The sequence below is a fragment of the Variovorax sp. P5_A3 genome, from assembly GCF_056400665.1.
In genome coordinates, this window is sequence record NZ_JBFUKW010000006.1 from 176,175 (window position 1) to 202,533 (window position 26,359).

At 67.1% G+C, this 26,359-nt stretch carries 25 protein-coding genes; 16 read left to right on the forward strand and 9 right to left on the reverse strand.

The window, feature by feature from the left end:
* Positions 1–11 precede the first annotated feature (11 nt).
* The 6 genes from AC1D3B_RS11765 to AC1D3B_RS11790 all read right to left on the reverse strand — a co-directional run bounded on the left by AC1D3B_RS11765 (position 12) and on the right by AC1D3B_RS11790 (position 6,100).
* A complete protein-coding gene (locus AC1D3B_RS11765) occupies positions 12–785 on the reverse strand; it encodes an alpha/beta hydrolase (protein WP_478190846.1) in 774 nt (257 codons plus the stop codon).
* Positions 786–1,117: 332 nt separating this feature from the next.
* The gene (locus AC1D3B_RS11770) at positions 1,118–2,491 is read right to left on the reverse strand and encodes an epoxide hydrolase family protein (protein WP_478190847.1); all 1,374 of its coding nucleotides are present in this window, start codon (positions 2,489–2,491) and stop codon (positions 1,118–1,120) included.
* 97 nt (positions 2,492–2,588) lie between these two features.
* Positions 2,589–3,122, reverse strand: a complete 534-nt coding sequence (locus AC1D3B_RS11775; RefSeq protein ID WP_478190848.1) for an alpha/beta fold hydrolase — start codon at positions 3,120–3,122, stop codon at positions 2,589–2,591.
* A 41-nt stretch (positions 3,123–3,163) separates the two neighbouring features.
* Positions 3,164–3,580, reverse strand: a complete 417-nt coding sequence (locus AC1D3B_RS11780) for an organic hydroperoxide resistance protein (RefSeq protein ID WP_478190960.1) — start codon at positions 3,578–3,580, stop codon at positions 3,164–3,166.
* A gap of 367 nt (positions 3,581–3,947) precedes the next feature.
* Positions 3,948–4,100 (reverse strand): hypothetical protein, encoded by a 153-nt coding sequence (locus AC1D3B_RS11785; protein WP_478190849.1) that lies wholly within the window; start codon positions 4,098–4,100, stop codon positions 3,948–3,950.
* A gap of 62 nt (positions 4,101–4,162) precedes the next feature.
* Positions 4,163–6,100: a hypothetical protein gene (locus AC1D3B_RS11790; protein ID WP_478190850.1), complete on the reverse strand. Its 1,938-nt coding sequence runs from the start codon at positions 6,098–6,100 to the stop codon at positions 4,163–4,165.
* Between the two features lie 185 nt (positions 6,101–6,285).
* Here AC1D3B_RS11790 and AC1D3B_RS11795 point away from each other — a divergent pair, with 185 nt between their 5' ends.
* Positions 6,286–6,960 (forward strand): response regulator, encoded by a 675-nt coding sequence (locus AC1D3B_RS11795; protein WP_478190851.1) that lies wholly within the window; start codon positions 6,286–6,288, stop codon positions 6,958–6,960.
* Positions 6,960–8,909 (forward strand): sensor histidine kinase, encoded by a 1,950-nt coding sequence (locus AC1D3B_RS11800; protein ID WP_478190852.1) that lies wholly within the window; start codon positions 6,960–6,962, stop codon positions 8,907–8,909. The genes AC1D3B_RS11795 and AC1D3B_RS11800 overlap by 1 nt, the downstream gene beginning before the upstream one ends.
* Here AC1D3B_RS11800 and AC1D3B_RS11805 read toward each other — a convergent pair.
* Positions 8,878–9,960 carry a DUF1989 domain-containing protein gene (locus AC1D3B_RS11805; protein WP_478190853.1) on the reverse strand — a complete coding sequence of 361 codons (1,083 nt, stop codon included), beginning with the start codon at positions 9,958–9,960 and terminating at the stop codon, positions 8,878–8,880. The two genes, AC1D3B_RS11800 and AC1D3B_RS11805, sit on opposite strands and share 32 nt — an antisense overlap.
* Before the next feature lie 250 nt (positions 9,961–10,210).
* On the opposite strand from AC1D3B_RS11805, the gene AC1D3B_RS11810 reads away from it, so the two are divergent.
* From AC1D3B_RS11810 to AC1D3B_RS11825, 4 genes are all read left to right on the forward strand, one after another.
* Entirely contained in the window at positions 10,211–10,939 is a 729-nt protein-coding gene (locus AC1D3B_RS11810) for a GntR family transcriptional regulator (RefSeq protein ID WP_478190854.1), read from the forward strand.
* A 62-nt stretch (positions 10,940–11,001) separates the two neighbouring features.
* Positions 11,002–12,141, forward strand: coding sequence for a BMP family ABC transporter substrate-binding protein (locus tag AC1D3B_RS11815; RefSeq protein ID WP_478190855.1), 1,140 nt, complete (start codon positions 11,002–11,004; stop codon positions 12,139–12,141).
* Positions 12,141–13,637, forward strand: a complete 1,497-nt coding sequence (locus tag AC1D3B_RS11820) for an amidohydrolase family protein (protein ID WP_478190856.1) — start codon at positions 12,141–12,143, stop codon at positions 13,635–13,637. The genes AC1D3B_RS11815 and AC1D3B_RS11820 overlap by 1 nt, the downstream gene beginning before the upstream one ends.
* A 38-nt stretch (positions 13,638–13,675) precedes the next feature.
* Positions 13,676–14,281 (forward strand): methyltransferase domain-containing protein, encoded by a 606-nt coding sequence (locus AC1D3B_RS11825; protein WP_478190857.1) that lies wholly within the window; start codon positions 13,676–13,678, stop codon positions 14,279–14,281.
* A gap of 24 nt (positions 14,282–14,305) precedes the next feature.
* Here AC1D3B_RS11825 and AC1D3B_RS11830 read toward each other — a convergent pair whose 3' ends face one another.
* Positions 14,306–14,977: an AraC family transcriptional regulator gene (locus AC1D3B_RS11830; protein ID WP_478190858.1), complete on the reverse strand. Its 672-nt coding sequence runs from the start codon at positions 14,975–14,977 to the stop codon at positions 14,306–14,308.
* Positions 14,978–14,983: 6 nt separating this feature from the next.
* On the opposite strand from AC1D3B_RS11830, the gene AC1D3B_RS11835 reads away from it, so the two are divergent.
* The 9 genes from AC1D3B_RS11835 to AC1D3B_RS11875 all read left to right on the forward strand — a co-directional run bounded on the left by AC1D3B_RS11835 (position 14,984) and on the right by AC1D3B_RS11875 (position 24,776).
* Positions 14,984–15,745 (forward strand): Bug family tripartite tricarboxylate transporter substrate binding protein, encoded by a 762-nt coding sequence (locus AC1D3B_RS11835; RefSeq protein ID WP_478190859.1) that lies wholly within the window; start codon positions 14,984–14,986, stop codon positions 15,743–15,745.
* Between the two features lie 2 nt (positions 15,746–15,747).
* The gene (locus tag AC1D3B_RS11840; protein ID WP_478190860.1) at positions 15,748–16,779 is read left to right on the forward strand and encodes an amidohydrolase family protein; all 1,032 of its coding nucleotides are present in this window, start codon (positions 15,748–15,750) and stop codon (positions 16,777–16,779) included.
* Complete coding sequence (locus AC1D3B_RS11845) at positions 16,776–17,099, forward strand: NifU family protein (protein WP_478190861.1); 324 nt, start codon at positions 16,776–16,778, stop codon at positions 17,097–17,099. The genes AC1D3B_RS11840 and AC1D3B_RS11845 overlap by 4 nt, the downstream gene beginning before the upstream one ends.
* The gene (locus tag AC1D3B_RS11850) at positions 17,096–18,067 is read left to right on the forward strand and encodes a fumarylacetoacetate hydrolase family protein (protein ID WP_478190862.1); all 972 of its coding nucleotides are present in this window, start codon (positions 17,096–17,098) and stop codon (positions 18,065–18,067) included. Before AC1D3B_RS11845 ends, AC1D3B_RS11850 begins: the two co-directional genes overlap by 4 nt.
* A gap of 119 nt (positions 18,068–18,186) precedes the next feature.
* On the forward strand, positions 18,187–19,158 hold the full coding sequence (locus AC1D3B_RS11855) for a cation diffusion facilitator family transporter (RefSeq protein WP_478190863.1): 972 nt from the start codon (positions 18,187–18,189) through the stop codon (positions 19,156–19,158).
* 49 nt (positions 19,159–19,207) lie between these two features.
* Positions 19,208–19,591, forward strand: a complete 384-nt coding sequence (locus tag AC1D3B_RS11860; protein WP_478190864.1) for a glutaredoxin — start codon at positions 19,208–19,210, stop codon at positions 19,589–19,591.
* 72 nt (positions 19,592–19,663) lie between these two features.
* Positions 19,664–21,829 (forward strand): hypothetical protein, encoded by a 2,166-nt coding sequence (locus AC1D3B_RS11865; protein WP_478190865.1) that lies wholly within the window; start codon positions 19,664–19,666, stop codon positions 21,827–21,829.
* Positions 21,826–22,734, forward strand: coding sequence for a hypothetical protein (locus tag AC1D3B_RS11870; RefSeq protein ID WP_478190866.1), 909 nt, complete (start codon positions 21,826–21,828; stop codon positions 22,732–22,734). Before AC1D3B_RS11865 ends, AC1D3B_RS11870 begins: the two co-directional genes overlap by 4 nt.
* A 140-nt stretch (positions 22,735–22,874) precedes the next feature.
* Positions 22,875–24,776, forward strand: coding sequence for a hypothetical protein (locus tag AC1D3B_RS11875; RefSeq protein ID WP_478190867.1), 1,902 nt, complete (start codon positions 22,875–22,877; stop codon positions 24,774–24,776).
* A gap of 19 nt (positions 24,777–24,795) precedes the next feature.
* Here AC1D3B_RS11875 and AC1D3B_RS11880 read toward each other — a convergent pair whose 3' ends face one another.
* Positions 24,796–24,993 (reverse strand): hypothetical protein, encoded by a 198-nt coding sequence (locus AC1D3B_RS11880; RefSeq protein ID WP_478190868.1) that lies wholly within the window; start codon positions 24,991–24,993, stop codon positions 24,796–24,798.
* A 264-nt stretch (positions 24,994–25,257) separates the two neighbouring features.
* On the opposite strand from AC1D3B_RS11880, the gene AC1D3B_RS11885 reads away from it, so the two are divergent.
* A complete protein-coding gene (locus AC1D3B_RS11885) occupies positions 25,258–26,283 on the forward strand; it encodes a tyrosine-type recombinase/integrase (RefSeq protein ID WP_478190869.1) in 1,026 nt (341 codons plus the stop codon).
* The last annotated feature ends 76 nt before the right edge of the window (positions 26,284–26,359 follow it).

Below are 26,359 nucleotides of genomic sequence, written 5' to 3' on the forward strand. Positions count from 1 at the left end.
TGGCGCGGCCGCTAGTCCTGTGCTTTGCGGGCGGCCTCCTCGATCACGCGTGCAACCTCTGTCGGATGAGATTCGTACACGGAGTGGCTCGCGCCCTTGATCTCGATCGTCCGGCTCTTTGCACGCGCGTAGTACCAGCGCTCAAGATCAGGATTGATGATCTGGTCGTTCCCGGCCACGATGGCCCAGCTGGGCTTGGTCTTCCATGCCGCCGCCGTCAGGGGCGTACTGAAGACCTTGGCTGCGGCGAGGACCTGGGAGCGTGCGGTGAAGTCGGCAACTTCGCGTGGCAGGTCAGGCGCGAAGAGCCGGGGAAACACCGCCGGTTCGAGATAGGTGAAGCCATCGGGCGTCACCTTGATCGCGCCCTCGGTCCTGGCCAGCACGCTGGGCGTCCTCTTTCCCAGTGCGGATTCGTCTTCGCCGACATCGGGTGCATGCGCGGCGACGTACACCAGGCCCACCACTTTCGGATGCACGCCGGCCTCGCTGATGATCGATCCTCCGTAGCTGTGACCGACGAGGAGCGTCGGGCCGGTCTGCATGTCGAGGACTCGCTTGGTTGCCGCGACGTCGTCCGTGAACGATGTTTCAGGCTCCTGCACCATGGTCACGTTGAAGCCGTCCCGGGCCAGGATCTGCTCTACCGGCTTCCACCCGGACGCGTCGACCCAGGCGCCGTGGACCAGCACGATGTTCCTGATGGGCTCGGCGTGCGCCGGAACTGTCAGGGCAAAGAGGTTGGTTGCGGCAGCGAGGGCCACGCAGGCTTTGAGGTACTTCATGTCAATCTCCTGTTCGGCGAGATTCGCCGGGTTCTCATGGGCCACCCTGGGGTGGATTGCGCGTCCATCGGAACGGCCGCGTGCGGATGAAAGTCGTCCACTGCGTCGATTGCGAAATCCCAGCTCCTCGATTCAGTGAGCCTTGAGCTTCATTCGTGCACGTTTCGAGCGCATTGCGCGACGGAGGAACCTTGTTGCGGATGAAATGAAGTGAGGTCCTTCCACGAGTCCGAGTCGATGAACCGGGATGGACGCATGCGAACCCGCGACTACCCGGTAGTCACGGGATCTCTGCTGGAGACGCGGCTTTGCCTCGGATTGTGCGACGCCCTTCAGCCACGCAACGACTTGAACCCCGCGCGCAGCTCCGCAGCGAAGACCTCCGGCTGCTCCCACGCCGCGAAGTGACCGCCCTTTTCCAGGCGGCCGTAGTGCACGAGCTTGGGGTACGCCCGCTCCGTCCAGCCGCGCGGTGCCGTATAGATCTCGTCAGGGAAGGCGCTCACGGCGACGGGGATGGCGACGCCCTTGGGCGCGAAGAAGGCCAGCTTGCTCTCCCAGTAGAGACGCGCTGAAGACACGCCCGTGTTCGTCAGCCAGTAGAGCGTGATGTTGTCCAGGATGTCGGTTCGCGTCAGACCTTCGGGCTTGCCGGCGAAGACACGCGAGATCAGCGCGTAGCTGGGTGCGTCGTGGTCCAGCATCCAGGCCGCGAGTCCGATGGGCGAATCGTCGATGCCGTACAGCGTCTGGGGACGCTTGCTCATCTCCAGCGCGTAGGACAGGCCGTTCTTGTAGAAGAAGTCGAGCTGGTCGTACGCGTACTTCTCTTCGGCCGAGAGACCTGCCGGCGGCGCACCCCCTGCCTGCAGCGCCTTTGCAATGTCGTCAGGAATAGTGGCTGGCATGTTGGTATGGATGCCAACGAGTTCGGGAGGTGCCAAGAGGGCCATCTGCTCGGTGACCGCATTGCCCCAATCGCCGCCCTGCGCCACGAAGCGCGTGTAGCCCAGGCGCTTCATCAGCACGACCCAGGCACGCGCGATGCGGATCGGGTCCCAGCCGAGCGTCGTGGGCTTGCCTGAGAAGCCGTGGCCCGGCAGCGATGGAATCACCACGTCGAAGGCATCCGATGCGGCCCCGCCGTGGGCCGTCGGGTTGGTCAGCGGATCGATGATCTTCATCTGCTCGACGATCGAGCCGGGCCACCCGTGCGTGACGATAACCGGCAGGGCATTGGGATGCTTCGATCGGACGTGGATGAAGTGGATGTCCACGCCGTCGATCGTCGTCGTGAACTGGGGCAGTGCGTTCAGCTTCGCCTCGAACTTGCGCCAGTCGTAGTCGGTCTGCCAGGTGCGTGCGAGTTCGCGCATCGTTGCGAGTTGCACGCCCTGGGATGCGTCGGACACCAGTTCGCGCGAAGGCCATTTCGTCGCGGCGATGCGTCGGCGCAGGTCCGTGAGCTCGGCCTGGGGGATGCGGACGGTGAAGGGGCGGATGCGGCCATCGTCGACGGCCGGCTTCGCGGCGGGTGCCGCGGCGAGATCATCGGTGTGCGCAGCAGGGAGTGCGAACGCCGTGGGGCTGGCGAGAAGCGCCGTGGCCGAACCGGCAAGGAAAAGGCGCCGCGACAGCGGCGAGGACTGCGATGCCTCGAGGCCCCCGTGCAGGGCCTCTGTGGAGTGGAAGATGCGGGAGCTCATGGGAATGCCTCTGGGAACTGAAGATGAATAGAGATGGGAATGGGCAGAACCGGCCCTGCGTCGTGAACCGCAGGGCCGTCCCTGTCGCCCGCCCCTGTCAATTGGCGGCAGCCTCTTCGATCAGCGCTGCGACCTCGTCGGCATGCGATGCCAGGACGGCGTGCGAAGCGCCCGGAACGGCCACGGTGTGCTTCGATCCCGCGCGTTGCGCCATGAATGCGAGCAGCGGCGGCGCGATCGCCTTGTCGGCCGTGCCGTAGATGAACCTGGAGGACACTTCCTTCCACGCGGGAGAATCTGCCTTCTCGCTGAACGCAAGTTCAGCGACGGGTCGCTGCGTGGCCGCGAGGAGGGCTGCGACGCGCTCGGGGACGTCGGCCGCAATCTGCTCGCGGTACTTGGCTTGCTGGACGTAGAGGTCCTTGCCACCGCCGGGCAGTGCCACCGGCACCAGCACCGAGCCCAAGGTGCTGCCCGGGAACCTGGCGCCCAGCTCGCCGAGTGAGATCACCGCGCCACCATACGAGTGGCCCACCATCACGACGGGCCCCGGAATGGTGTCCACGACCAGAAGCGCGAGGAAGGCGTTCTGGAGGGTTCGCAGCGCAGGTTGGGTCGCGGTCGTGGTCATGAGGTTCCTCCGATCGGTCATTGAGTGAGTCATCGATCGGCTCAGATGACATTGAAGGCGACGTCGATGTTGTCGCGCGTCGCTCTCGAGTACGGGCAGGTCTGGTGTGCGTCGCGGACCAGTGCTTCCACGAGCGCGCGATCCAGCCCCGGCACGTGGACGTTGAGGCGCGCCCGCAGCGAGAAGGTGCTGTCCGTGAGGCCGAGGTCCACTTCGGCGTCGACGGCCACATCGGCGGGCAAGGTGATGTTCCTCGCCTTTGCGGCCAGGCCCATGGCGCCCATGAAGCAGGCCGACCAGCCCACGGCAAAGAGCTGCTCCGGGTTCGTGCCCGGCCTGTGGCTGCCGGGGCTGCTCAGCTTCACGTCGAGCGCGCCGTCGCTGGACTTGCCGGCGCCATCACGTCCGCCCGTGGTGTGGGTCTTCGCGGTGTAGAGAACCTTGTCGATCTCGGTGATCATGATCATTCCTTTGGGTTGATTTGGAGACAGGAAGGCCCTCGTGACGATTCACGGCGGGCTTCGAGGGAACGCGCGCGATGGCTTGCATCCCTCGAGTCGCCTGGCCTTCACGCTCCGAAGATAGGCGTCGAGGCCGATTTCCCAAATGTCATATTTCCCTCTATTACAGACAACGACAGGCTGCCGCGTTCGCGACGTTCCCGGCAAGACGGTCCGCAAGTCTGCGAAAGGCCTCCATGACAAAGTCCACGAAGGCGCGCGCCTTCGCTGCAAGCAACTTTCGATGGGTGTGGTGGCAGCCCCCGGCGCGCATCGCGGCGGGAGATTCGGCGTGTTCCGAAGCCGGATGATCGAATGGCAGGGCCTATGCCGTTTCGATCACGAAGACAGTGAGCACCGTCACGAGGGTGATGTGAAACAGGAACTCGAGCCGCTTCTCGGGCGGGGCCAGGGCGAGTGTGACGCCTGTCACGGCCAGCGTCAGGGAGCCGAAGACCAGGTCGAAGGAGATGTGCACTGCGGCGCCGTCCTTTCGTCGGCTGGCGGGCAGCCAGCTTGCGCTGGCTGCCCCGGCGTCGACTACTTGTAGTAGTAGGTCTGGATGTTGCGTCGATAGCGATCAGGCGATTCCACCCACATCGCGCTCGACACGGCCAACGGTTGGACATCGAAGTCCATGCTGGTGCTGATCGTTCCCGATGCGCTCGGAAGCACGGAGAGCTCCGTCTGGTCGAGCGTCTGGAACGCGGCGCTCTGGCGCCGCATCTGCACGTAGGCCTGGCTCAGCGGATAGAGATTGCTTGCCGAGAAGGCCAGTGATCCGGACACGAAGCCGTTGAATGCGGTGATCGTGTCCGGTGCGATGACCGGGAACACACCGTTGCCGGCGGCTTCGGCCAGGGTCAGCGGGCGGCGCTGGACCTTCATGCGGAAGGTGCCGTCGCTCGACCCCGAGGGCGACAGGACCTTGGCGCCGTTGATGTCATAGGGCGTCAGCGTGTAGACCGCATCGTCCGGAATCGCCGCGATGGCCGCGTCGCTGAGTGGCGATTGCGCACCCGTGCAGTTGGAGGCCATGACATACGTTTCCTGCCCGGCGCCGGCGATCTTCCAGCGCTCGTCGACCGGCGCTGCTTCGTAGTGCAGCCCGTCGGCGGGCAGGCCCGGCCCGGTCACCACGATGGAATTGATGGCGCCGCCGTTGTTGGTGGTGTTGTGGTCGACGATGTTGAACTCGATGCCGGTCCTCACGCAGGCACCGGAGCCCGGCAGGCCGTTGTGCAGCGAGGTCGTCGCGAACCAGTCGAGGTCGAGGCTGCGCTGGTCGCCATGCAGGCGCCAGATGCCGTCCGTCAGGCTCTTGCGGATCAGCCAGTCCTCGACCCGGCCCAGTTCGACGCCCTGCGGCGTCTTGGGCGTGAACGACACGCGCGCGGTGACGCCGTTGACGTTGTTGTAGTTGATCTGGTTGATCTCGATGTCGGTGAGAGAGATGCCGACGAAGTCCGACGCCTGGGTGAGCTCGGCCACCCACGTGGCGCGGTTCCTGTCGTTCCACATGAAGCCGCTGGTCATCAGCGGCGTCAGGTCGCCCGAGGCGGGGAGACCGTTCGCGAACTTGCCGGCGAAGTCCGTCAGCACCTTCTTCACGAGTGCCTGGTCCGACAGGCCGGTGACGACGTTGTCGCTGCTCAGCGGACTGGTGACCGCAGGCTCGGCGGCGGCCTGCTTCGCCAGGTCGTCGACGACGGTGGACGTGTTCAGGATGTTGGAGATGGTCGCGGTGTTGGCGGCCGTGTCGTACTGAACGCGGATCACGTCCAGCGCCCTGTCGATCGGGTCCGCCAGCGGCGTGAAGGTGCCGTGCAGCAGGTCGATGGCGGCGTCCACGCCCAGCGCGGTGAGGACGGGCAGGAGCTTTTCCTTCAGCTTGCCGACCTCGGCATCGACCAGGGCCTTGGTGGCCAGGCTGGGGTTGCTGCCCTGCTCGAACTTGTCGAAGTAGTTCGCGGCGATCTGTCCCGCGATGTTCGCGACGACCAGGTTGGTCAGTTGGGTGATGTTGATCTTGCCGTCGATGTCGGCCTGGGTGGCCAGCGAATGCACCGTGACCGTCATGCCATTGACCCGGCCTTCCGCGCGGAAGACGAAAGGTGCCGTCATGCCGCTGACGTCGACCTGGTAGGAGCCATTGGTGCCGATGTCCTTGGTCCGGGTGGCGCCAAGCGCGTCCTTGACCGTGACGGTGCCGACCAGGGGAGCGCCCACGGCCGCCACGCCGGAGATCTGCGCGCCCGATGCCGCCACGCCGCCGCCGGAGCCGCCCGTGTCGGATCCTGTGCCGGTCCCTGTGCCTGCGCCTGTCCCCGTTTCCGTGCCGGTCCCGGTCCCGGTACCTGCTCCGACTCCGGTTCCCACGAAGCCGCCGCCGCTGCCACCGCCGCCGCACGCGGCCAACGATGCCGCGAGCGCGAGGGCCGCGTACTTGAATTTCCACTGCGTTGCCGTTTTTCTCATCAGATCCTGCTCCAGTTGTCGAAAGATTTCGCTCGGTCCAGGCCCTTCGTTGGCGGGCACTCTGGACGGCCCCTGGACGCTACCGGCCGGCCGGCGCAGGGACATCCGCAGTTCATGGGGTGTCGCCCGTGCATAAGTCACGGTCGATCGTGAGAACATCCGGACTCCACCCGCGGAGTTGCTGCTTGCCGAATCCGGACCCTCAAGCCCCTGTCAGCGTTGCCCTCGTAGAGGACAACCCGGGCATGCGCGAGCGCTTCGAACGGGTGATCGCGGCCGAACCGAGCCTGCGGCTGGCTTTCGGTGCCTCGACGGCGGCCGAATTGCTCGAGTGGTTTGCCCACAACCCCGTCGACGTGCTGCTTGTCGACCTGGGCCTGCCGGATTGCTCGGGCCTGGAAGTGATACGGCGCTGCCGGGACCTGCAGCCCGCCTGCGCCATGATGGTCCTGACCATCTTCGGCGACGAGATGAACATGCTGCATGCCTTCGAGGCCGGCGCCGGCGGATACCTGCTGAAGGACGGCACCGAAGCCGACCTGGCCGCGCACGTGCTGAGCCTGCATGCGGGCGGATCGCCCATGTCGCCGATCATCGCGCGACAGTTGCTCGTGCAATGGCAGGCGCGTCCCGAGTTGCCGGCGGCGGAGGTCCCGCCCGGCCGTGAGGCCTTGTCCCCGCGCGAAACCGAGGTGCTGGGACTGGTCGCCCGCGGCTTCACCTATGCCGAGACAGCCCAGCGCATGGGCATCCTGCTCTCGACCGTTCAAAGCCACGTGCGCAACATCTACGGCAAGCTGGACGTGCACAACAAGACCGAAGCCGTGTTCGAGGCACGGCAGCTCGGGTTGCTCCGCTAGTGCGATCGGTCGGGGTCATCGGCGAGGCGGTGCGCCGGGCGGCGGGCGCGCGGTGGATCATTGCCGTGCTGTCGGCAATTGCGGCACTGTTCTGTGCCGCGCCGGCCTTCGCCGCCGGCGAGCCCGGCATCCTCGTGATCGACCGGGCCTACGCCCGGCTGGAGCCCCAGGGCGGCCCGGTGCGCGAGGGCGAGGTCGACCTCGCCCGCCGCTGGGATCGCGAATTCCCCGGGCAGGGCGGTCGTGCAAGCTACCGCATCACGCTGCCGCCGCGCGCCGACATGGAGCCGATGGCGCTGCTCTTCTCGCGTGTCGGCAACCAGGTGCATGTGCTGCTCAACGGCAGCACGATCCAGCGCTGGGGCGAACTCGGCGAACCGTTGTTCGACGCCACCAAGACCGTGCGGATGGTGACGCTGTCGGCGGCCCTCCTGCATGCGGATCGCCCGAACGAATTGCGCGTGGACGTCACCATCCAGGCCCAGCGCCTCGGGGGCCTCTCGGTGGTGCGCTATGGCCCCGTCTCGCTGATCGAGGACCTCTACAACGACCAGGTGCTTTCTCGCGACATCGCCATGCTGGTCTTCGCGGCCGGACTGGTCGGCATGGGCGCGCTCACGGCCGTGCTGTGGTGGCGCCAGCGCGACCCCTTCTACGGGTGGTTCAGCCTGGCTGCGCTGCTCGGCGTCGTGCGCGTCATCGACCGGTCATGGCCCGACGTGCCCGTGCCCTGGCCCTTATGGGGCGCCATCGCGGCGATCTGCTACACGGCGCACATCGCGTTGATGTGCCGGTTCGCCCTGATTGCGGCGGGGACGATCACGCGTCGCATGAGTCGCGCGATCGACGCCGTGCTCGTGGGGGTCGCTGTGCTCGACGCCCTCGCGTTCGCGCTGGGCCTGCCGCTGCTCATGACGCTGGGGTTCGTGCTCATTCCGGTCCTCGGACTGGCAACGCTCGCGATGGTCGCGCGCGAGGCGATCCGGACGGGGAGCGCGAAGGCGTGGGTGCTGGCCGCCGCGATCACAGCCGCTCTGGCGACCGGCACGCACGATGTGCTCATCATCCGCGTTGCTGGCGCGAGCGGCCTCTACAACACCTACATCCAGCACGGGATGTTCGCGTTCGTGCTCGTCATGACGTGGTTCGTCGCCGAGCGGTACAGCCGCTCGGTCGCGAATTTCCAGGCGCTCAATGCCGAACTCTCGCACCGCGTCGAGGAGCGCGAGCGCCAGCTGCATCGGGCCTTCGACTCGCTGCGGGAACAAGAGCATCACCAGTCGGTCGCGATCGAACGGCAGCGGATCATGCGGGAGATCCACGACGGCGTCGGCTCGCAGCTTGTCGGCCTACTGAACATGGTGACGCGCAAGGGCGCCGACCCCGCGGCGCTCAAGGAGCAGGTGCAACTGGCGCTCGACGAGATGCGCATGGCCGTCGACTCGCTGCAACCGGCGCACGATGACCTCGCCACCCTGCTGGCGACCTTGCGCTACCGCCTGCAGTCGCGCCTGCAGGCCGCGGGCATCGAGGTCATCTGGGACGTCGCCGAGTTGCCGGAGCTCCGCGAGTTGTCGCCGCCCGTCGTGCTGCACGTGCAGCGGATCCTGCTGGAGGCCTTCACCAACGTGATGAAACATGCGCGTGCCTCGCAGGTAGAGGTGCAGGTCCGCTGGCGCGATGAAGCGTCGCCGCGCGTGATGCTGCGCATCACCGACAACGGCGTCGGCTTTCCCGCGGACGCGCGTGCGCACGAAGCGCAGGCGCACGGCCGCGGCCTCGACAACATGCGCGCGCGGGCCATCGCCATCGGTGCCGACTTCCGGATCGAGCAGCCGGCGGGCGGCGGCGTGCGCATCGTGCTGGAGTGGCAGATCGAACGCGCTCCGCCCCCTTCGGGCTTCCACGAGCTGGGCATCAAGCGAGGTAGCGCTTCTCCCACCAACTGAACAGCACGTCGCGCAGCTGCGCCGCCAGGTCCTCGCCGTAGAACTGCCGAAGTCCGAGCGAGCCGAGGATCTCGTACTCGGCGGCGCTCAGCCGCACTTCGTGCTCGCGCTGCACGATCGGCACGTTGGTGAATTGCGGCACGTAGGCTGCGTTGCGCTGCAGCGCGCGGTCGGCCTTGATGCGGGGCTGTGCGAATTGTGCCGGCGTGCGGTTGGAGTCGTAGTCGCCGAGTGGCGGCACGCTCGCGAGGTCGCGCTCCGACGCGCCGAAGACCTCGACCTTCAGGGGCTTCAACGAGAAGTTGCTGGTGCGCATGATGTCGGCGCCGCACACATTCGGCACTGCCAGCACGTCCATGAGCGCGAGGAACTCCACGTGGTCGCCGGGCTTCGACGTCTGCCGCTCGATGCGGCCGCGCTCGCCGGCGATCTCCGTCACCATGAAGAGGTTGAAGGAGTCATGCACGTCGTCCGGCGTGAGGCCGTATTCGCGCTGCGCCTCGGCCTGGATGTCGTGGCAGTTGGTGTGTCGGCGAAAGCCGTAGACCGACTCGTACAGGTTGGCGCTGCAGCGCGGGAACATCACGTCGTTGGCGCGCACCGTGTCGGCCAGGATGTACATCATGGCGCGCTCGCGCGGCGGCGCCGACCAGAGGAAGTCGCCGGGGCCGGGGTTGAAGCCATGCAGCGTGCGCGTGCGGCCCACGTGCATGAACTCCTTGTAGTCGTGCAGGTTGAAGCAGTTGAAATCGGCGCACTGCCCTCCTTCGACCTGGGAGATGCGAACGACCTGCTCCTTCAGCACTTCCAGCGCCTTGCCGGTGCCCGGCTCGATCACGTGGCTGGCGAGGTGCGCGCGCCGGTCCGACAACCTGGCCAGGTCGGGCTTCGCGGCGGGTGCCGGCCTGGCCGAGGGCACGCCCTCCTTCCATTCGCGCAGCGCGCGCTGCACCAGGGCCTGGAGGTCACCGGCGTCGCCGGCGGCAATGCAACGCTCCAGGAGTTCCAGTTGTTGCTGGTTCAGGGAAAGACGCAGGGTCTCGGCGCTCATGATCAATTCCTTGTTGTGTACCTGATGGATGCCTGCAGGTATGCAAGATATCTGCCAAGCGTCGCACGAATCGCCCGTGCCAGATCGGTGCGTAGCACACGGTCCGGCGCCCTTCCGGTGCATCCTCCAGGGGATTCGAAGCGCGTTCGCGAGCAATGGAGGTGCAAACGGCAGTGCAGCCCGGCCGACGCAGCTGGCCCGCTTTTCGCATACAGCAAGGCATTCATCAGGAATACCCGCGCTGTACACCATGAGCCTCCAGAACGAACCTGGCAAATCCGAAGCCGCCTACCTGGCCATCAAGCACGCCGTGATCGAGCAGGCGCTGCCCCCCGGCACCAAACTGCCCGAGGACGTGCTGGCCACCCACCTGCATGTCAGCCGCACCCTCGTGCGCGAAGCGCTGGCCCGGCTGACTGCGGAAGGCCTGGTCGAGGCGGGCCGCAAGCGCACGGCCACGGTCGCCCAGCCCTCGCGCGCCGAGGCGCAAAGCGTGTTCGAGGCGCGCGCCTGCCTGGAACGCGAAGTGGTGCGCCTGGTCGTCGCACGCTGGGCCCCCGCCATGGGCGCGGCGCTGGAAGGGCATGTGCGCAGCGAGGAAGAAGCCGCGCGCACCCAGGCGCCGGCCGTCTGTGCGCGGCTGGCCGGCGAATTCCACATCAAGCTGGCGCAGATGGCGGGCAACGCGGTGATCGAGCGCTACGTGTCGGAACTGGTATCTCGCTGCTCGCTGATCCTCGCCATCTACGGCAATCCGCATTCCTCGCAATGCGGCATCGACGAGCACAAGACCCTGATCGATGCCTTCCGTCGCGGCGACGAGAAGACCGCCGTGCGCCTCATGAATTCGCACCTTTCCAGCGTGCAGGAGCGCGCCCTGACGCCCGAGAAGAAGCCGGTGGAGGAAGACCTCGGCAGCATCCTCGGCCGCTATGCGGCGGCCCGCCCGGCAGCGGCGAAGCGGCCCAGGAGGGCCTGAGGTCCATGCACCCGATTCCCTGTACGTCTCCATCGCCTCACCACCTCAAGAAGGAATCCACCATGTCGAACACTTCCTGGAACCGCCGCCGCTTTCTCGGCACCACCCTCGGCTCGGCCGTCGGCAGCACACTCGCCGGCAGCGCCATTGCGCCGGCCCTGTTCGGCGCGGGCGCGGCCCAGGCGCAGGCCGGGAACGTCACCGTCGGCCTGATCTATGTCGGCCCGCGCGGGGACTACGGCTGGAACCAGGCGCACGCGGTGGCGGCGAAGGCGCTGAAGGCCGTGCCCGGCATCAAGGTTGTCGAGGAAGAGAACGTGCCCGAGACGGTGGCTGTGCGCAAGACCATGGAAGGGATGATCCAGAGCGACGGCGCCTCGCTGATCTTCGCCACCTCCTTCGGCTATTTCGACCCCTTCATGGTCGACATGTCCAGGAAGTATCCGAAGGTCGAGTTCCGCCACCCCACCTCGCTGTGGTCGCCCGAGAAGCACCCGATGAACCTGGGCGGGTACTTCTGCTATCTCGACCAGGCGCACTACGTGAACGGCATCGCGGCGGGCCTGTCGACCAAGACCAACAAGATCGGCTACGTCGCCGCCAAGCCGATTGCCATCGTGCTGCGCAACATCAACAGCTTCGCCATGGGGGTGCGCAAGGTCAACCCGAATGCGGTGGTGCAGTTGGTGTTCACCGGCGAATGGTCGATGCCCGTGCGCGAGGCCGAGGCCACCAATGCCCTGATCGCTGCCGGCAACGACGTGATCGCCAGCCATGTGGACAGCCCCAAAGTGGTGATCGAGACGGCCGAGAAGGCCGGCGTGAAGACGCTGGGCCACAACGCCTCGCAGGCGCAACTGGCGCCCAAGGGTTTCATCACCGGTGCAGAGAACAAGTGGGAGACGGTCTACAAGGCCTTCGCCGCCGATGTGGGTGCGGGCAGGAAGCTGCCCAACCAGTTCTTCGGCGGCTACGACAAGGACATGGTGCTGAGCACGCCCTTCGGCGCTGGCGCAAGCGAGCAGGCCCGCAATGCGGCCACCGCCGCCATCGCCGACCTGAAGGCCGGCAAGCCGATCTGGACCGGCGCCGTGAAGAGCAACACCGGCAAGGTCGTGCTGGACAAGGGCTACGGCAACTACGACCCGATCCTCGAGAAGATGGACTACCTGGTCGAGGGCGTCTCGGGCACGCTGGGCTGATGAGCGACGCCGCCTTCTTCGACTGCGCCTGGCTGCTGGCCGACCCGGGCGCGGAGCCGGCGCGGCGCGATGTGCGCATCGGCGTGGCGGGGGGACGCGTGGCTTCCATCGAGGCGCGGCCGGGCGCGGCGAGCGGCCATCGCAGGCTCGCGCTTCCGGCGCTCGCTAACGCCCACGACCACGCACGCACCTTTCGCAGCGCCACGTTGGGGGCGTTCAACCAGCCGCTGGAAAGCTGGCTGCCGTACCTCGGCGTGGTGCCGGGCATGGACCCGTACCTCTGTGCGGCAACTTCGTTCGCGCGCTCGGTGCGCAACGGTGTCGCACACCTCATGGTGCACTACACCCGCGTGCAGGGCGGCATGCCCTACGTGGACGAGGCGCGCGCCGTGGCTCGGGCCGCACGGGACGTCGGCGTGCGCATCGGCTTCGCGGTGGCGATGCGCGACCGCCATGGCATCGCCTACTGCGATGACGCGACGGTGCTGTCCGCATTGCGCCCCGGCATCCGCGACGCGGTCGCGCAGCGGCTTGCCGTGCAGCCGGTCGCGCCCGCACGGCAGCTCGCGTTGGTCGACGAGGTCGCCGCGATGGTGGAAGCGGATGGGTGGGGCGACCACGTCACCGTGCAGTACGGCCCGACGGCCGTCCAGTGGTGCAGCACGCCGCTGCTCGAAGCCATCGCTCAGGCATCGGCCGACACCGGCCGGCCCGTGCACATGCACCTGCTGGAGACCCCCTACCAACGCCAGTGGGCGGACCGGGAACATCCCGGCGGCATCGTGAAGTTCCTCGATGACATCGGACTGCTCAGCCCGCGACTCACATTGGCCCACTGCACCTGGGCACGGCCCGACGAGCTTGCGCTGATCGCCGAGCGCGGCGCGAGCATCGCGGTCAACACGAGTTCGAACCTGGGCCTGAAGTCCGGCATCGCTCCGCTGGCCGAGATGCTGAAGCAGGGTTGCCGCGTGGCCATGGGGATCGACGGCATGGCCTTCGACGAGGACGACGACGCGCTGCGCGAGGCACGCCTCGCCTACGCGCTGCACCGTGGCTGGGGCTTCGACACGACGATGACGCCGGGGCAGCTCTGGGGCTTCGCCTCGCTCAACGGCCCACGCAGCGTGTCGGGAGCCGCTGCACCATCGAGCGGCCGCATCGAGCCCGGGGCGCGGGCCGACATCGTGCTGCTGAATTGGGACGCGCTCGATGACGATACCCTGTTCGCCGACGCGGACCCGCTCGACCTGCTGCTGGCGCGCGGCAACGGCACGCACATCGCGGACGTGATCGTCGCCGGGCGCACCGTCGTCGAGGCTGGCCGGGTGACAGGCATCGACGAGGCTGCGCTGCGCTCCGAATTGCTGGCACGCGCGCGCGCCGCCCTGGCCGCCGACGCGGCGCACGGCGGCTGGCGCGCGACCGTGCAGGCACTTGAGCAGGACCTGGCCCCTTTCTATCGAGACGGCCGCTTCGGCACTTGTTGCGGCTGATCCCCGAGAATCCCCGCAACATGACATGGAGCGGGAATATGCAATCAGCCGATGCTGCCACCTTCGACGAAGCCTATTACCAGCGCTACTACTTCGACAAGAAGACCAAGGTAGTGGACCCGCAGCATTCCGAGCGACTGGGCGCGTTCGTCTGCGCCTACCTGCGGTACCTGCGCGTGCCGGTCAAGCGGGTGCTGGACGTGGGTTGCGGCATCGGGCTCTGGCGCGACATCGTGGCGAAGCAATTCCCGACGGCCAGCTACCACGGCGTGGAGTTCAGCGACTACCTGTGCGGGCGGTACGGTTGGGAGCGCGGTTCGGTGGTGGACTACCAGGCCAGGAAGCCCTTCGACTTCGTCATCTGCCAGGGTGTGCTGCCTTATCTCAGCCCATCGGATCTCAAGCGCGCCCTGAACAACCTGAGCCTGCTGAGCCGGGGCGCCCTGTATGTGGAGGCCGTGACGCGCGAGGACTACGCGCGCGACATCGTGGATGAGGACGTGACCGATCCGCACATCTTTCGCCATCGCGCCGAGGTGTACCGGCATGGGCTGTCGCGGCACTTCCAGGAGGTGGGTGGCGGCGTGTGGCTGAGCCGGCAGAGCGAGCTGCCCCTGTTCTCGCTCGAGTGCGTGGCAGGGTGACGTTTCCTCCGAAGGCCGTCCGGTTCAAACAGCCCTGTCTCGCCATTCCTTCGGGCCGCACCCGAACTCCTGCCTGAACCACCGCGAGAACGCGCTCGTCTCCGAAAACCCGAGCAGTCCCGCGATCGCCCCGATCGCCCTGTCCGAGCGCTCGACGTAGTCGCGCGCCTGTTCGCGCCGCGCCGCTTCGAGTTCGCCCGCGAAGGTCACGCCCGCGGCCGCAAGGTGCCTGCGCAACGTGCGCTCCTGCAAGCCCAGGCGCAGCGCGACGTTCGCCATCGTGCAACGGCCGCTCGGCAACATCACGCGGATCAGTTCGCGGACCCGCGCGTCCATCGGCCGTGCCCGGAGGCCGGCCCAGGCTTCCACCTGTCGCTCGGACTCACTGCGGAAGATCGGATCGGCCTCCGCGATCGGCAGGTCGAGGTCCTCCAGTGCGATGAACAGCGCGTTGCCGTCGGCGTCGAACGCCACGGGGCACCCGAAGTAGCGCCGGTAGGGCCGTGCATCCGCAGGCGCCGGGTGGGCAAGGCACACGGCCCGCGCTCGCCACTGCGGACCGCACAGGTGCCGCATGACCTGGAAGACGCCGCCCGCGACAAGGTCGATCACTTGCGGTGACGAGGCCGCCACGGCCTCTCCGTGGTACGCGCACAGGGCAGCACCGCCGTCGCCCTCCTGAAGGTCGAGGATCACCTCCGAATGCAGGCCAGCGGCCACGTGGGCGTGGAGGCCACGGCCAAGGCGGCCCCTGACGGCTACACGATGGTGTGCGGTGCATCGAGCACCTTCGTCACGACGCCGCACCTGATGAAGCTCGGGTACGACCCCAACAAGGACGTGACGCCGGTGGCCATGCTGGCGCGTGCGCATCTGCTGCTCATCGCCAGTCCGACGGTCCCGGCCGACGATCTGCCCTCGCTCATCGCCTGGATCAAGGCCAACCCCGGCAAGGTCTCCTATGCGTCGCCGGGCGTGGGCTCGAATGCGCATCTGGCGATGGAAGTGTTCAAGGCGCGTGCGGGCCTCGATATCGTCCACGTGCCCTACAACACGACGCCGGCGCTGACCGACCTGGCCAGCGGCCGCGTGCAACTCCTGGTGGAGCCGAGCGCCAGCGCCACGCCGTTCATCCGGGATGGCAGGGTGAAGTTGATCGCCATCGCCAGCCCGACCCCGCTGCCGGAGTTTCCCAAGGCGCGGCTCACGAACGAGACCGTCCCCGGCTTCGAGGTGATCGGATGGGGTGGCCTGTTCGTGCCGGCGGCGACGCCGCGTCCCATCGTCGACCGGCTGGCCGTCGAAGTCCACAAGGTGCTGCAGCAGAAGGAGCTGCGCGATGCCTTCGCGCCGCTCGGCTTCGTGCCCTATGACATGGGACCGGACGAATCGCGGCGCTTCATCCGTGCCGAGTACGACCACTGGGGCGAAGTGATCCGCTCCGCCAACATCCGTCTGGAGTGAGCATGATCGACAACCTGTTCGTCTTCGACAACGTCATCCACCTCTACGACCTCTCGGCCGGCAACGTGCGCACGGATCGCGACGATGCGCTGCCCGCGCGGGACCGCATCCTCGACTACATCCGCGCGCAGGTACGCGACCCGAGGTCCGCGCCGGGCGGTCGGCGCGACTTCCGCTGGGACACCCGCTGGAGCGTCGAGGAAATGCACGAGCTGGTGTTCAAGGGCTCCGCGACCGACATGGCAATGGCCCAGACCGTCCCGATGTTCGACTGGTTCAAGGACTGGTATTCGCCGGTCCGCACGCAGCATGCGATGGCCGCCGCGTATCCGGACCGCGTGCTGTTCTGCGGCGGCGTCGATCCGGGCTACCGGGGACTCACGGACGCGCTGGAGCAGATCGACCACCAGGCTCGCGAGCTCGGTGCGCGCTCGTTCAAGTTCTACAACGGGCACGCGCAACTCAAGGACTGCTGGCGCTGCGACGACGAGAAGCTTGCCTACCCGATGTACGAACGGGCCCTGGCCAATGGCGTGCGGGTGTTGCAGTTCCACAAGGGCAATCCTTACGGCTTGCAGAACATGGAATGGTTGAGCCCTGTGGACCTGCAGGCGCCGGCGCGCGACTTCCCGCAGGCCGACTTCATCGTGCACCACCTCGCCCTGCCCTACTTCGAGGAGATGGTGTCGATCGCGACGCGCTTTCCGAACGTCTACCTTTCGCTGGCCGGCTTCATGGCTTTCTATCGCGTCGCACCGCGGCGCGTGCAGGAGCACATCGGCCGCCTGCTGCAGACCGCCGGACCGGACAAGATCCTGTGGGGTTCCGAAGCGGCGCTTGCTGGCAATCCGCAGCCCTATCTGGAAGCCTTTATGGAACTGAAGATTCCAGACGACCTGCGCGCCGGCTACGGTTACCCGCAGATCACGCGCGAGGACCGTCGCAAGATCCTCGGCGAGAACTTCGCGCGGATCATGGGCATCGACCTCGATGCGGCCAGGCGCAAGCTGGGCCTCGTGACGGAGGCCGCATGAGAGAAGCCGTCCAGGGCCGGGTGCAGGCGCTCGACAGCATGCTGCGGTCGCATGCGGGCGGACTGGAGCTGCAGTCGGTTGATGAACGCGGTGTGGTGCGCGTGCGCTTCACCGGGATGTGTGTCGGCTGCGAACTCAGGCCGGTGACCGCGGCGCGGGTGGTGGGGCCTGCCCTGCGAGCGCTCGAGGGCGTGACCGCGGTGGAACTCGCCGGTGGCCGCGTCTCCGAGCATGCGCAGGCCGCGCTCGAAGCATCTGCCGATTGCGCGGACCTGCAGGCGATCCTGCGGGCGGTTCGACGTTGCGAGGATGAGGCATGAAGCTGGTGACCTATATCGAGCCGGGCGATGCCGCGCCGCGCGTGGGCAGCTTGCAGGGCGAATTGATCGTCGACCTGCAGCGCGCGTATGCGGCGACGCTGGCGGGTGATCCGTTCGCGGCGCAGATCGCGGCGGTGCGGGTTCCCGGCGACATGATCCGCTTCCTCGAGGGCGGGGTGCTGTCGATGCAGGCCGCGCGCGCGGCCGACGAGCACGCGCGATCCGCCAGCCTGGATTCGCTGCTTGCGGCCCGCGTGGCGCAGGTGGCGGACACGGTGCGCGTGCTGGCGCCGGTGCCCCGTCCACGCAAGATCATCTCCGCAGGCGGAACCTACCGTTCGCACGTCGACGAGGTGCACCAGCAGAAGGTGAAGCTGGATGCGCCCGACTACCCGCTCGCGTTCCTGAAGATGCCCTCGGCGGTGATCGGGCCGGACCAGCACATCGTGCGCTCGCGCCTCACCGAGGAACTCGACTACGAGATCGAGATCGCCCTCGTCATCGGCACGCGCTGCAAGGACGTGCCCGCACAGGACTGGCGCTCGGTCGTGGCCGGGCTCACGGTGGTCAACGACGTGAGCATGCGCGACATCATCCTCGCCGAACAGACGCACGGCATTCACTTCCAGGGCAAGAACCTCGACACCTGCTGCCCGCTCGGCCCCTGCATCACCACCCTGGACGAGCTCGGCGACACCGGCAACCTGGACATGGAGTTGCGGGTGAACGGCGAGGTGCGCCAGCGCGACAACACGCGCAACATGCTGTACGACTTCGGCATGATCGTCGCGTACTGGTCGCGCGTGACGCTGGAACCGGGTGACGTGATCACGACCGGTACGACCTCGGGTGTGGCGGGCTTTCGCAAGCAGCAGCCCGACAAGCTGCTGAAGCCGGGCGACGTGGTGGAGGCCGAGGTGCAGGGCGTAGGCGTGCTGCGCAACCGTGTGGTGGATGAGCTGCGTTAGCGTCCTGGCCGACGCTCTCTGATATCGGCAGCCGTGCGGTGGAGCACGGCGGGGCAGGTGGCATCATCCCCCAACATGACTTCCCCCAAGACTCGCGAAGGGCGACGAGGTGCCCAGCCATGAGGGCGTTTCACCGCTTTCATCGCCACCTCGGCGTCGATGCCGACAAGCCCGGCGGCAAGTCGGCCGTGTGGCTGGCCTTCGCGGCGGGAACGTCGATGGCGCTCGTGAAGACGGTGGCCGCGGTCCTCACGGGCTCCGCATCCATGACCGCCGAGGCCGTGCACTCGTGGGTCGACACGTTGACCGACAGTTTCCTGGTCGCCGCCTACCTCGCGGCCAGGCGTCCCGCCGACGCGCTCCATCGGCTCGGCTATGGACGGGAGTCGTACGTGTGGTCGATGTTCGGCTCGATCGCCATGCTGGCCCTGGGTGCGCAAGTCGGGATCTGGCGCGGCATTCGCCAGCTGGGCATGCCCGACGCGACGACCGACTACCGGCTCGGCTACGCCGTCATCCTCGGATCGCTGGTGCTCCAGAGCATCTCGACCTTTCAGGCGCTTCGGTTCCTGCGGCGACGTGCCTCGGAGCGACAGCTCGGCGCGGTCAAGCACGTGTTCGAGACCTCCGACTCGCAGCTGAGGACGGTGGTGACGCAGGACCTTCTCGCGCTGGTCGGGCTGGCCGTCGCGGGGCTGGGCATGCTGTTGCACGACATCACCGGCAACGTGGTGTACGACGCCGGGGGCTCCATCGTCGTGGGCGTGCTGATGGGGATCGCCGGGGTGTTCCTGGTCAACCTGAACCGCCGCTATCTGGCCGGGATGCCGCTGCCAGCGGATCGTCGGGCGAGCGCCATCGTGCTGCTGAAGCAGTCGCCCGACGTCAAGCGCGTCACTCATCTGTTCACCGAGTTCATCGGGCCGGATCGCATTCTCCTGGCTGCGCGCATCGAGATTGCCGGCGAGCATTCCCAGGCCGAACTCGGCGCCATCCTGCGCCGGCTGGAGCGGCAGGTCATGACCCACAGGAACGTCGGCCTCGCCACCCTGACGCTGGCCGCGCCCGAGGAAGAGGACATCAGCGCGTAGGCACGGCAGCTGCCATGTAAGCTGTGTCGCCATCCCGGAGAAAGCACCCATGCCCCGCGCAATCCTTGCCGAAACCCACATTCATCCCGCCGTCCGCGACAAGATCGCCCGGCACCAGTCCGCCATCGTCCGCGAAGTGCAGGACGCCGTGGCGACGCATCCGGTCGTGGTGGTCGGCATGGGCATCAACCCTTTTCCGAAGAAGGCCAGACGCCTGCTTGACGAAGCCGGGGTGCCCTACCATTACCTCGGCTACGGCAGCTATTTCTCGAGATGGCGCGAGCGCAATGCGCTCAAGATGTGGACCGGCTGGCCGACGCTGCCGATGATCTTCGTGCGCGGCACCCTGATCGGCGGAGCCGACGACCTGCAGAAGCTCATTGCGAGCGGCGAATTGCCCGGGCTGGTGGCCGACACGACAGTGCCGACCTGACGGAGTGGATCCTGGCCGACGTGAAGCGGAGGCGCCATGGCTGATGAGGTCGAGCTTTCAGGACTCCCTGCCGTGTTCGGCGGAATCGATGCGTCGGACCTTGAGGGTCGCTCTCCACGCGCGTTGATCCTCGACCCCGCCACGCTCAGCGCGGAGACGTCAGCCGCCGGACGCGCAATCCTCTACGCCAGGCGTGGGCATCAGGAGGCTCCGTACGACGCGATCGGCTTCCGCATGTTTGCCGCGTCGCCACGACGTGGACCGTCGCCGCTGCAAACGGCAGCGTGGACGGCCATGCAACGCGAGCTTGCCGATCGCAGCAAGGCCGACACGGTCGTGGACGAGATCCTCACGCAGCAAGCGGTGCTGCGTCCTCGCGCGATTCGCCTGCCCATTTCCGACGGCTCGTTCCGCTACGGCATCGATCGGGAGGCGATCCACATGTACACGGACCGCGTCGACGATGCCGGGCGCGAGATCGTGGACCGCTGGACCTTTTCCCTGACGGACCTCCCCGACGCGCTCCTGCTCGGCGCGTACGATGCGGATGAGGCGCTGGTCGCGGCACAGACCCTGACCGTGCGCCTGCAGGCAACGCACTGGCTTCCCCTGAAGACGCTGCTCGAAGACGGGCACTTTCGCCGTCTCCAGGAGGTCCGGTCGCAGCTTCATCGCGAGACACAGCGAGGGATCTTCTATTGCTTCCTCTCGCATCGCTGGCTCGGCACGACGCATCCGGATGCCGAAGGCGCGCAGGCGCGCTTCGCGGCCTGGCAGCTCGTGGCTCACCTCGTTCAAGCCATACGGGTTGCCGACCAGCGCGGGCTGCATCAACCGCGGCGGTTCAGCGCACAGCTGGGGCAAGCCGTGGGGCCCAGGGGGACCACGCTCGCCGAGGCCCTGATCGTCAACGTCCTCCGGTTCGCGCTCGACGAGGAGTCGCTGCGGCAGGCAGCCGTTGAGGTCGCCTCCCTCGAAGAGGAACTCGAGGATCATGGGGTCGCGCGCGCTGAGACCGACAACGGACTCGCCGGACTGCGCAGCCTCATGGCCGACCGTCCGCTGCTGCGCCGGTTGACGGAGCGAATTCACCTCTGGTACGACTACGCCTGCCTGCCCCAGCCGCCGCGAGAGGGGGAGGACATCCCGCTGTTCGTGCAGGGCCTCAAGGAACTCTCGGCGGCACAGATCATGGGACGCACGGTCATCATGCTCGACGACGCCCAGGACTACCTCTCGCGCGCCTGGTGTGCGCTGGAGGCGCTCGTCGCCGACACGTACGGGAACGGGGCCGACCTTGTCGTCGGTTCGCGGCGCCCGACGACAGCAGCCGGCGAGGTCGAGCACTATTTCGAAAGCCTTCTGGTCGACCTGCCGCATGTGCTGTGGCGGGCGGTGCTCGATACCGAATTGTTCGACATCCAGTCGCCCGGCCGGTGCGTCGAGCGGCTCGGACTCGCGGTGACGGATCCCGACGACCTGGCATTCATCTATGACCGATTGAAGGGGCTCCGGGGCCCGGTCAAGATTCACATCGACGATTCAGCGGTGGTGACAGGTGTGCTGCCGATGCCGGCCTTCGAGGATGGGGCGGTCGTCGTGCGTCCACGCCGCACCGGACGGGCGGTCCGGGCGGACGCGAAGCCCGTGCCGACGGCGTCGCTGGACTGGACCGGCGCTCTCGCCCTGCCGACAGCATGGAACGCTGCGCGCGATGACGCTGCGGCTGTTCCACCGTTCCGCCGGCTTGAAGTCGCCGCGACGGTCGACGTAGCCCCGTGCCACGTCGCGGTCGTCGGGGCGTGCGAGGGCGAGGCGATTCTGTTGGCCAACTGGGTTCACCAACACCTCTCCGAGCTTGAGGCCGTGTTGCCAGTCTCCATCACGAGCATCTCGTGGGTCGCCGCCGACATCGCGCCGATCGGGCATCTGGTTGTCGGGACGCTCGAAGGCGTTGCGGTCGTCGCGAACGCGTGGGTCGTCGTCGCGACGTCGATGCGCTTGTCGCATTGCCCGGTGGCGGGGCAGGTCATCGAACCCCTGCGCTGGACCGGGATCACCCATGTCACGGTGGCCGTCGATGAAGCCAGGGACAACGTCCGCATCTACGAGCCGGAGGATCCCCCAAAGGATGTGGAGGTCGGTGAGATGATCAAGCCCGTGAACCTGGCGAAGCGTCCCGCCAGGGTGCATGCCGGGGGGCTGTTCCAGTGGCAGGTTCTGGAGGAGGTTCCATGAGCCTTCCATGCGCTAGCGCTCTGCACGCCGAATTTCACGCGGCGATCGAAGCCAACGACGCGACGGCGTTGAATCGCCTGCTTCAGGCGCACGGGCAGGAGGTCGTCGAACAGTTCGGCTCCTGGCTGAATGTGCCGCCTGCGATCCGTGGCGACCAGGCAGCAGTGAAACTGTACGTCGACTCGCTCTTCCGCATTGCGCAACTGTTCGACCACGTGGGCGAAGCTTCGCTGCTGCAGCGCATGGTGGGCGAGGACAAGGACAACCCGATCGTGCGATGGAAGCGAAGGCTGTCCAATGCGCAGGCCTTGTCCGAAGGTGGGGAGCACAGCGCGTCCGACACGGAACTCCGTGCCGTGCTGGACGAGATGGAGGGGGCGACCGGCAACGTGGTGGACGACCTGCGCCCGAAGATCCTCGGCACGCTCGGCACCAATGCGCTCCACCGCGGCGAGTACGCCGCCGCGCTCGACTTCACGCAGCGCGCCTATGACGCGTGCGGTGCGAGCGGCGACGAGGCCGGGCGCGTTGCCTACTACGAAAACCTGATGTCGCTGCGCGTGATCGACGCGCTGGCAATTGCGCCCGACTCGGGCCAGCGTGCGCTACAGGTCCGGCGGCTGGTCGTGCGTGCGCAGGAGGCAGCCGATGCGGGTCGGTATGAGATCAGCAGGCACCGCCTTGTCGAGGCGCTGTCGGTGATCGAGGGCCACCCTGGCGATGCGCTGCTGGCGGCGCTATCGCCCAAGGTCCTGGGTCTGATGGGGTTTGACGAACACCGGCTCGGAAACGCCGCTAGGGCGCGGGAGTGCACGACGCGTGCCATTGCCGGCGCAGAGGCTGTCGGCGACATCGAAAGCGTACGCGTCTACCGGGCCAACCTCGACGCGCTCGGCGCGGCGTGAGCTGCCGTCGCCGGAGCTGTGGCGGCGCCTCGCTTCAGTTCGGTCCGTCCGCCGGATCGAGCGAAGTCTCGCGATGCAGCCCCCAAGGGCTGCTCCGATTTGGTCCGACGCAGAACACGCCGCCACAATGGCGTATGCCGATGCTCCCATCCATCCTCGCGGCGGCAGCCTTGACCCTGTCTCCACTGTGTGCTCGGGCTGTCTTGCCCGCTCTGCCGGGAGACATCGTCGACGCCACTGGCGCCATCGTGCCCGCCGCCTACGTGGCGATCGCGGGCCAGATGGGCAGCGAGGCCGGCATCGCGTATCGCTTCGGCGCACCTGCCGGTCCGATCGCCAAAGGCGCGCCGACGTGGTACCAACGCCCCGACGTGGTCGCGCGCGGCGGCGATTCGCGCTGGCAGGTCGGGGGGCCGCGCAATTCCGGGGACCAGACCAACGACCAGGTGGCAGCCGGCAGCTATTCGACCAACCAGGCCAATGTGCTGTTCGTGCCGGAGGATCCTGCTGCGCGCATCGGGGTCGCAGACATCCAGGTCTCGGGCTACGAATTCAACACATTCGCCCAGCGGCCCCAATTGAGCTGGACGCGCACCGGCGTGGCCGGCGGCGGCATGGACTCCGTCACCGCGATGGACTACAGGGCGCAAGGATTGATCGCCGGCGGTCCCGTCGCGATCGGGCGCTGCGGCGGTCGCGCGGGCTTCTGCGCGAGCAGTCTCGTCGCCTACCAGAACGGGTTGATTGCCACCGCGGGGACCAACACGGCGACGAATCGTGCGACCGTCAAGCTCGCCGCGAACAAGGTGCCGACCGCGATCGCGATGAGCGGCAACAGCGAGTTCGCCTTCGTCACGGTGTGGGACGTGAAGACGCATCAAGGGCAGGTGGCTGTCATCGCGCTGGCCGGCCTGTGCGACGGCTGCAACCCCTACGACCGCGTGAAGCCGCGCGCCTGGTACGACTGGTGGCACGAGTGGCTGGGCGTGTATCCGGGGCTGCCCAACATGGGCAACATTGCCTTCATGAAGGTGCTCGGCTACATCGACCTGCCGGGGCTGGCCGCGCCGACCGACATCGCGGTGACAACCGGCCTCGACCCGTTTCGCACCATGCTCGGCAACGGCAACTTCATGGGACTCGAGACGCCGCTATCGGACCCGTTCAACCGCGCAAGCTTCCGTGCCCGCGGCGACAACGATGGGAAGGTTGCGAAAGGCGGGATCGCAGTCGTGGTTTCCAAGTCGGAGCGCAAGGCGGCCTTCGTCGACCTGCGGCCTCTGTTCGGGTCGATGCGCCGCACCTACTTCGAAGGCACCCAGGGCGAGTTCGAGTCGACGGTGGGCCGCTTCGGGCTGCGCGACGATCAGTGGCCCTATGCCTTCGCATACTGGCCGCACCATGCTCCCGAACTCGTGAAGACCGTTTCCCTCGGCGCCCGGCCAACCGCCGTACGCACCACGCAGTTCGGCGAGGTGCAGCGCGCCTGGATTGCGACGGAGGACGGCACGCTGCGGATCTTCGGGCTCGGTGGGTATGCGACCGCAGCCGGGAGTGCCGCGGTCGCGTCCGCGAACGGGATCGTGCAACTCGGCGTCGTGCCTGTCGGCCGCAATCCGACCTCGCTCGCGATCTCGAAGAGCGCGCCAGACGACGAGAGCGTAGACCCGCTCAATCGCCAGGTGCTGGTTGCGTCGCGTGGCGAGCGCAAGATCCAGTGGGTGCGCTTTGCGGCTGACGGAAACAGCGGCCGCGTCGTGCGCACCCTCCAGGATTCACGCATCGTGGATCCGATCGCCGTCGAGGATGCCGACAATTTCGCGACCGCCGGTCACGTGCTGAGCATTGCGGACCATGGCGCGAAAGCGGTGCTGAACTATCGGTACGGGAAGGTCGTGTTTGCCGATCGAGGCCCTTCCTGGGCCTGCCAGCCGCCGCGTGGTTGCGGCATGGGAACGGGTGGCGATGCGCCCTTCGAATTTGGCGGCGGCATGTCGATACCGGGCCGGCCGTTCGCGATCAGCACGGCCAACGTGCCTTAGGCGTATCACGCGGGGCCAGTTACCTCACGACTTCGCCGACAGGAACCCCATAGCCATTGCGATAGGCCCCGAGCACCAGGCCACGTACCGAGTCTCGCAGGCTGGCCGTCACGAACCTGTTCTCGGCCGTCTTGTAAACAACAATGGTGCTCTGCGCGCTCTTGCTGAGGGTGCGTGCAACGCCGGTCGCTTGGCTGGATGTCGGATAGGTGTTCATACTTTTGACCTCGTTCGGTGAGCGATGGTAACCCAAACGTATACAAACGTAACTACAAGTACCTCGAAGGTTCTCGTTTGTACATTTACCGCAACACTGGGCTGGGAACGAGTGTGTTTGCTGCGCCCCTGGATGCGCTCCAAGGCATGGTTGCATTGACGCGAGATACCGATGAGGTATTTACACTAACGGCACCCCGCTTCCTCCACCTCAACGCACAACCCCGTTCCTACATAACACCACACCCCTGCCGTTAGCGTATTTATGGCATCCCTTTCCCTCTTCGAAGAAGCTCCTCGCGAAATCCATCGTGGGGCCTTTGAGCATTGGCTTCACGACCAGCAGGCGCAAGGATCGCTGCGCCGGGCCTCATCGGTCGATGTGTACCGGAACATGTGGAGGGCCTTCACGGCCTGGTGCCTGGATCAATCGCCCGCGGTCACGCTGGAGTCGCTGGACTCGCGCGATCTGCAAGCCTTCCAGGCGGCGCGTTACGGCATGAAAAGCGCCGACCTGTCGCTCTCCCCGCGCCATGCCTTGCGTCTTCTGCGCCTGATCGATCGGGTGCTGCGGCACCACGCGGCGGCCACGGACGCGCCCGTGAACACCGCGGCCGCCGACTGGATTGCCACGAATCCCGAGATCCGCTACGCGGAAGCCACGGCGTCCGATCCGTTGCCGGAATTCCTCTCGGTGGCCGAGACCAAGCAGCTGATCACCTTTCTGACGCAAGCTCGACCACGCCCGCACCTCTCCGCCGAACGCCGAGCCGCGCAGACGGCGTTCAGCTGGCAGGAGGTGCGGAACCGCGTCGCGGTCAGCTTGCAGTTGGGCGCCGGGCTGACACCCGGCGACGTGCGCGTGCTGACTCTTGACGGACCGACCGCGCAGGGCGGACACGTGCGCGAAAGGCCGTGGAAGGTGGCGGTCCCGGGCAACGGCAATTCGCCCGCACGCGAGACGCCGATCGCACCGTGGGCCGGAGAACTGCTGCAGCATTGGCTGCAGGTGCGCACCGAGGCGCGCGTCGAGGGGCCTTTTCTGTTTCCCTCCACGCGCAGCGGCAAGGCCTGGAGCAAGGAGTCTCACTACAAGGCCGCCAAGCAGGTGCTCGACGCGGCGGGCCTCGTCGCCGCGGATGGCGGATCGTTTCGCCTTCGGCACACGTTCGCGCTGCGTCAACTCCGGCGCGGTGCCGACAGCGAACAGGTCGCGCGCTGGCTCGGGGTCGAACCCGACACCATGGCGAGGTACCGGCGTGTCGTCGCCGGGCCCGAGGATGTCATCTAGCTGGCCACTGACTGAGCACGGGCAAGCCTCCCCTGCCCTTTCTTCGCCTCTGCTCCAACCGGCCCGGTCCCGTCGG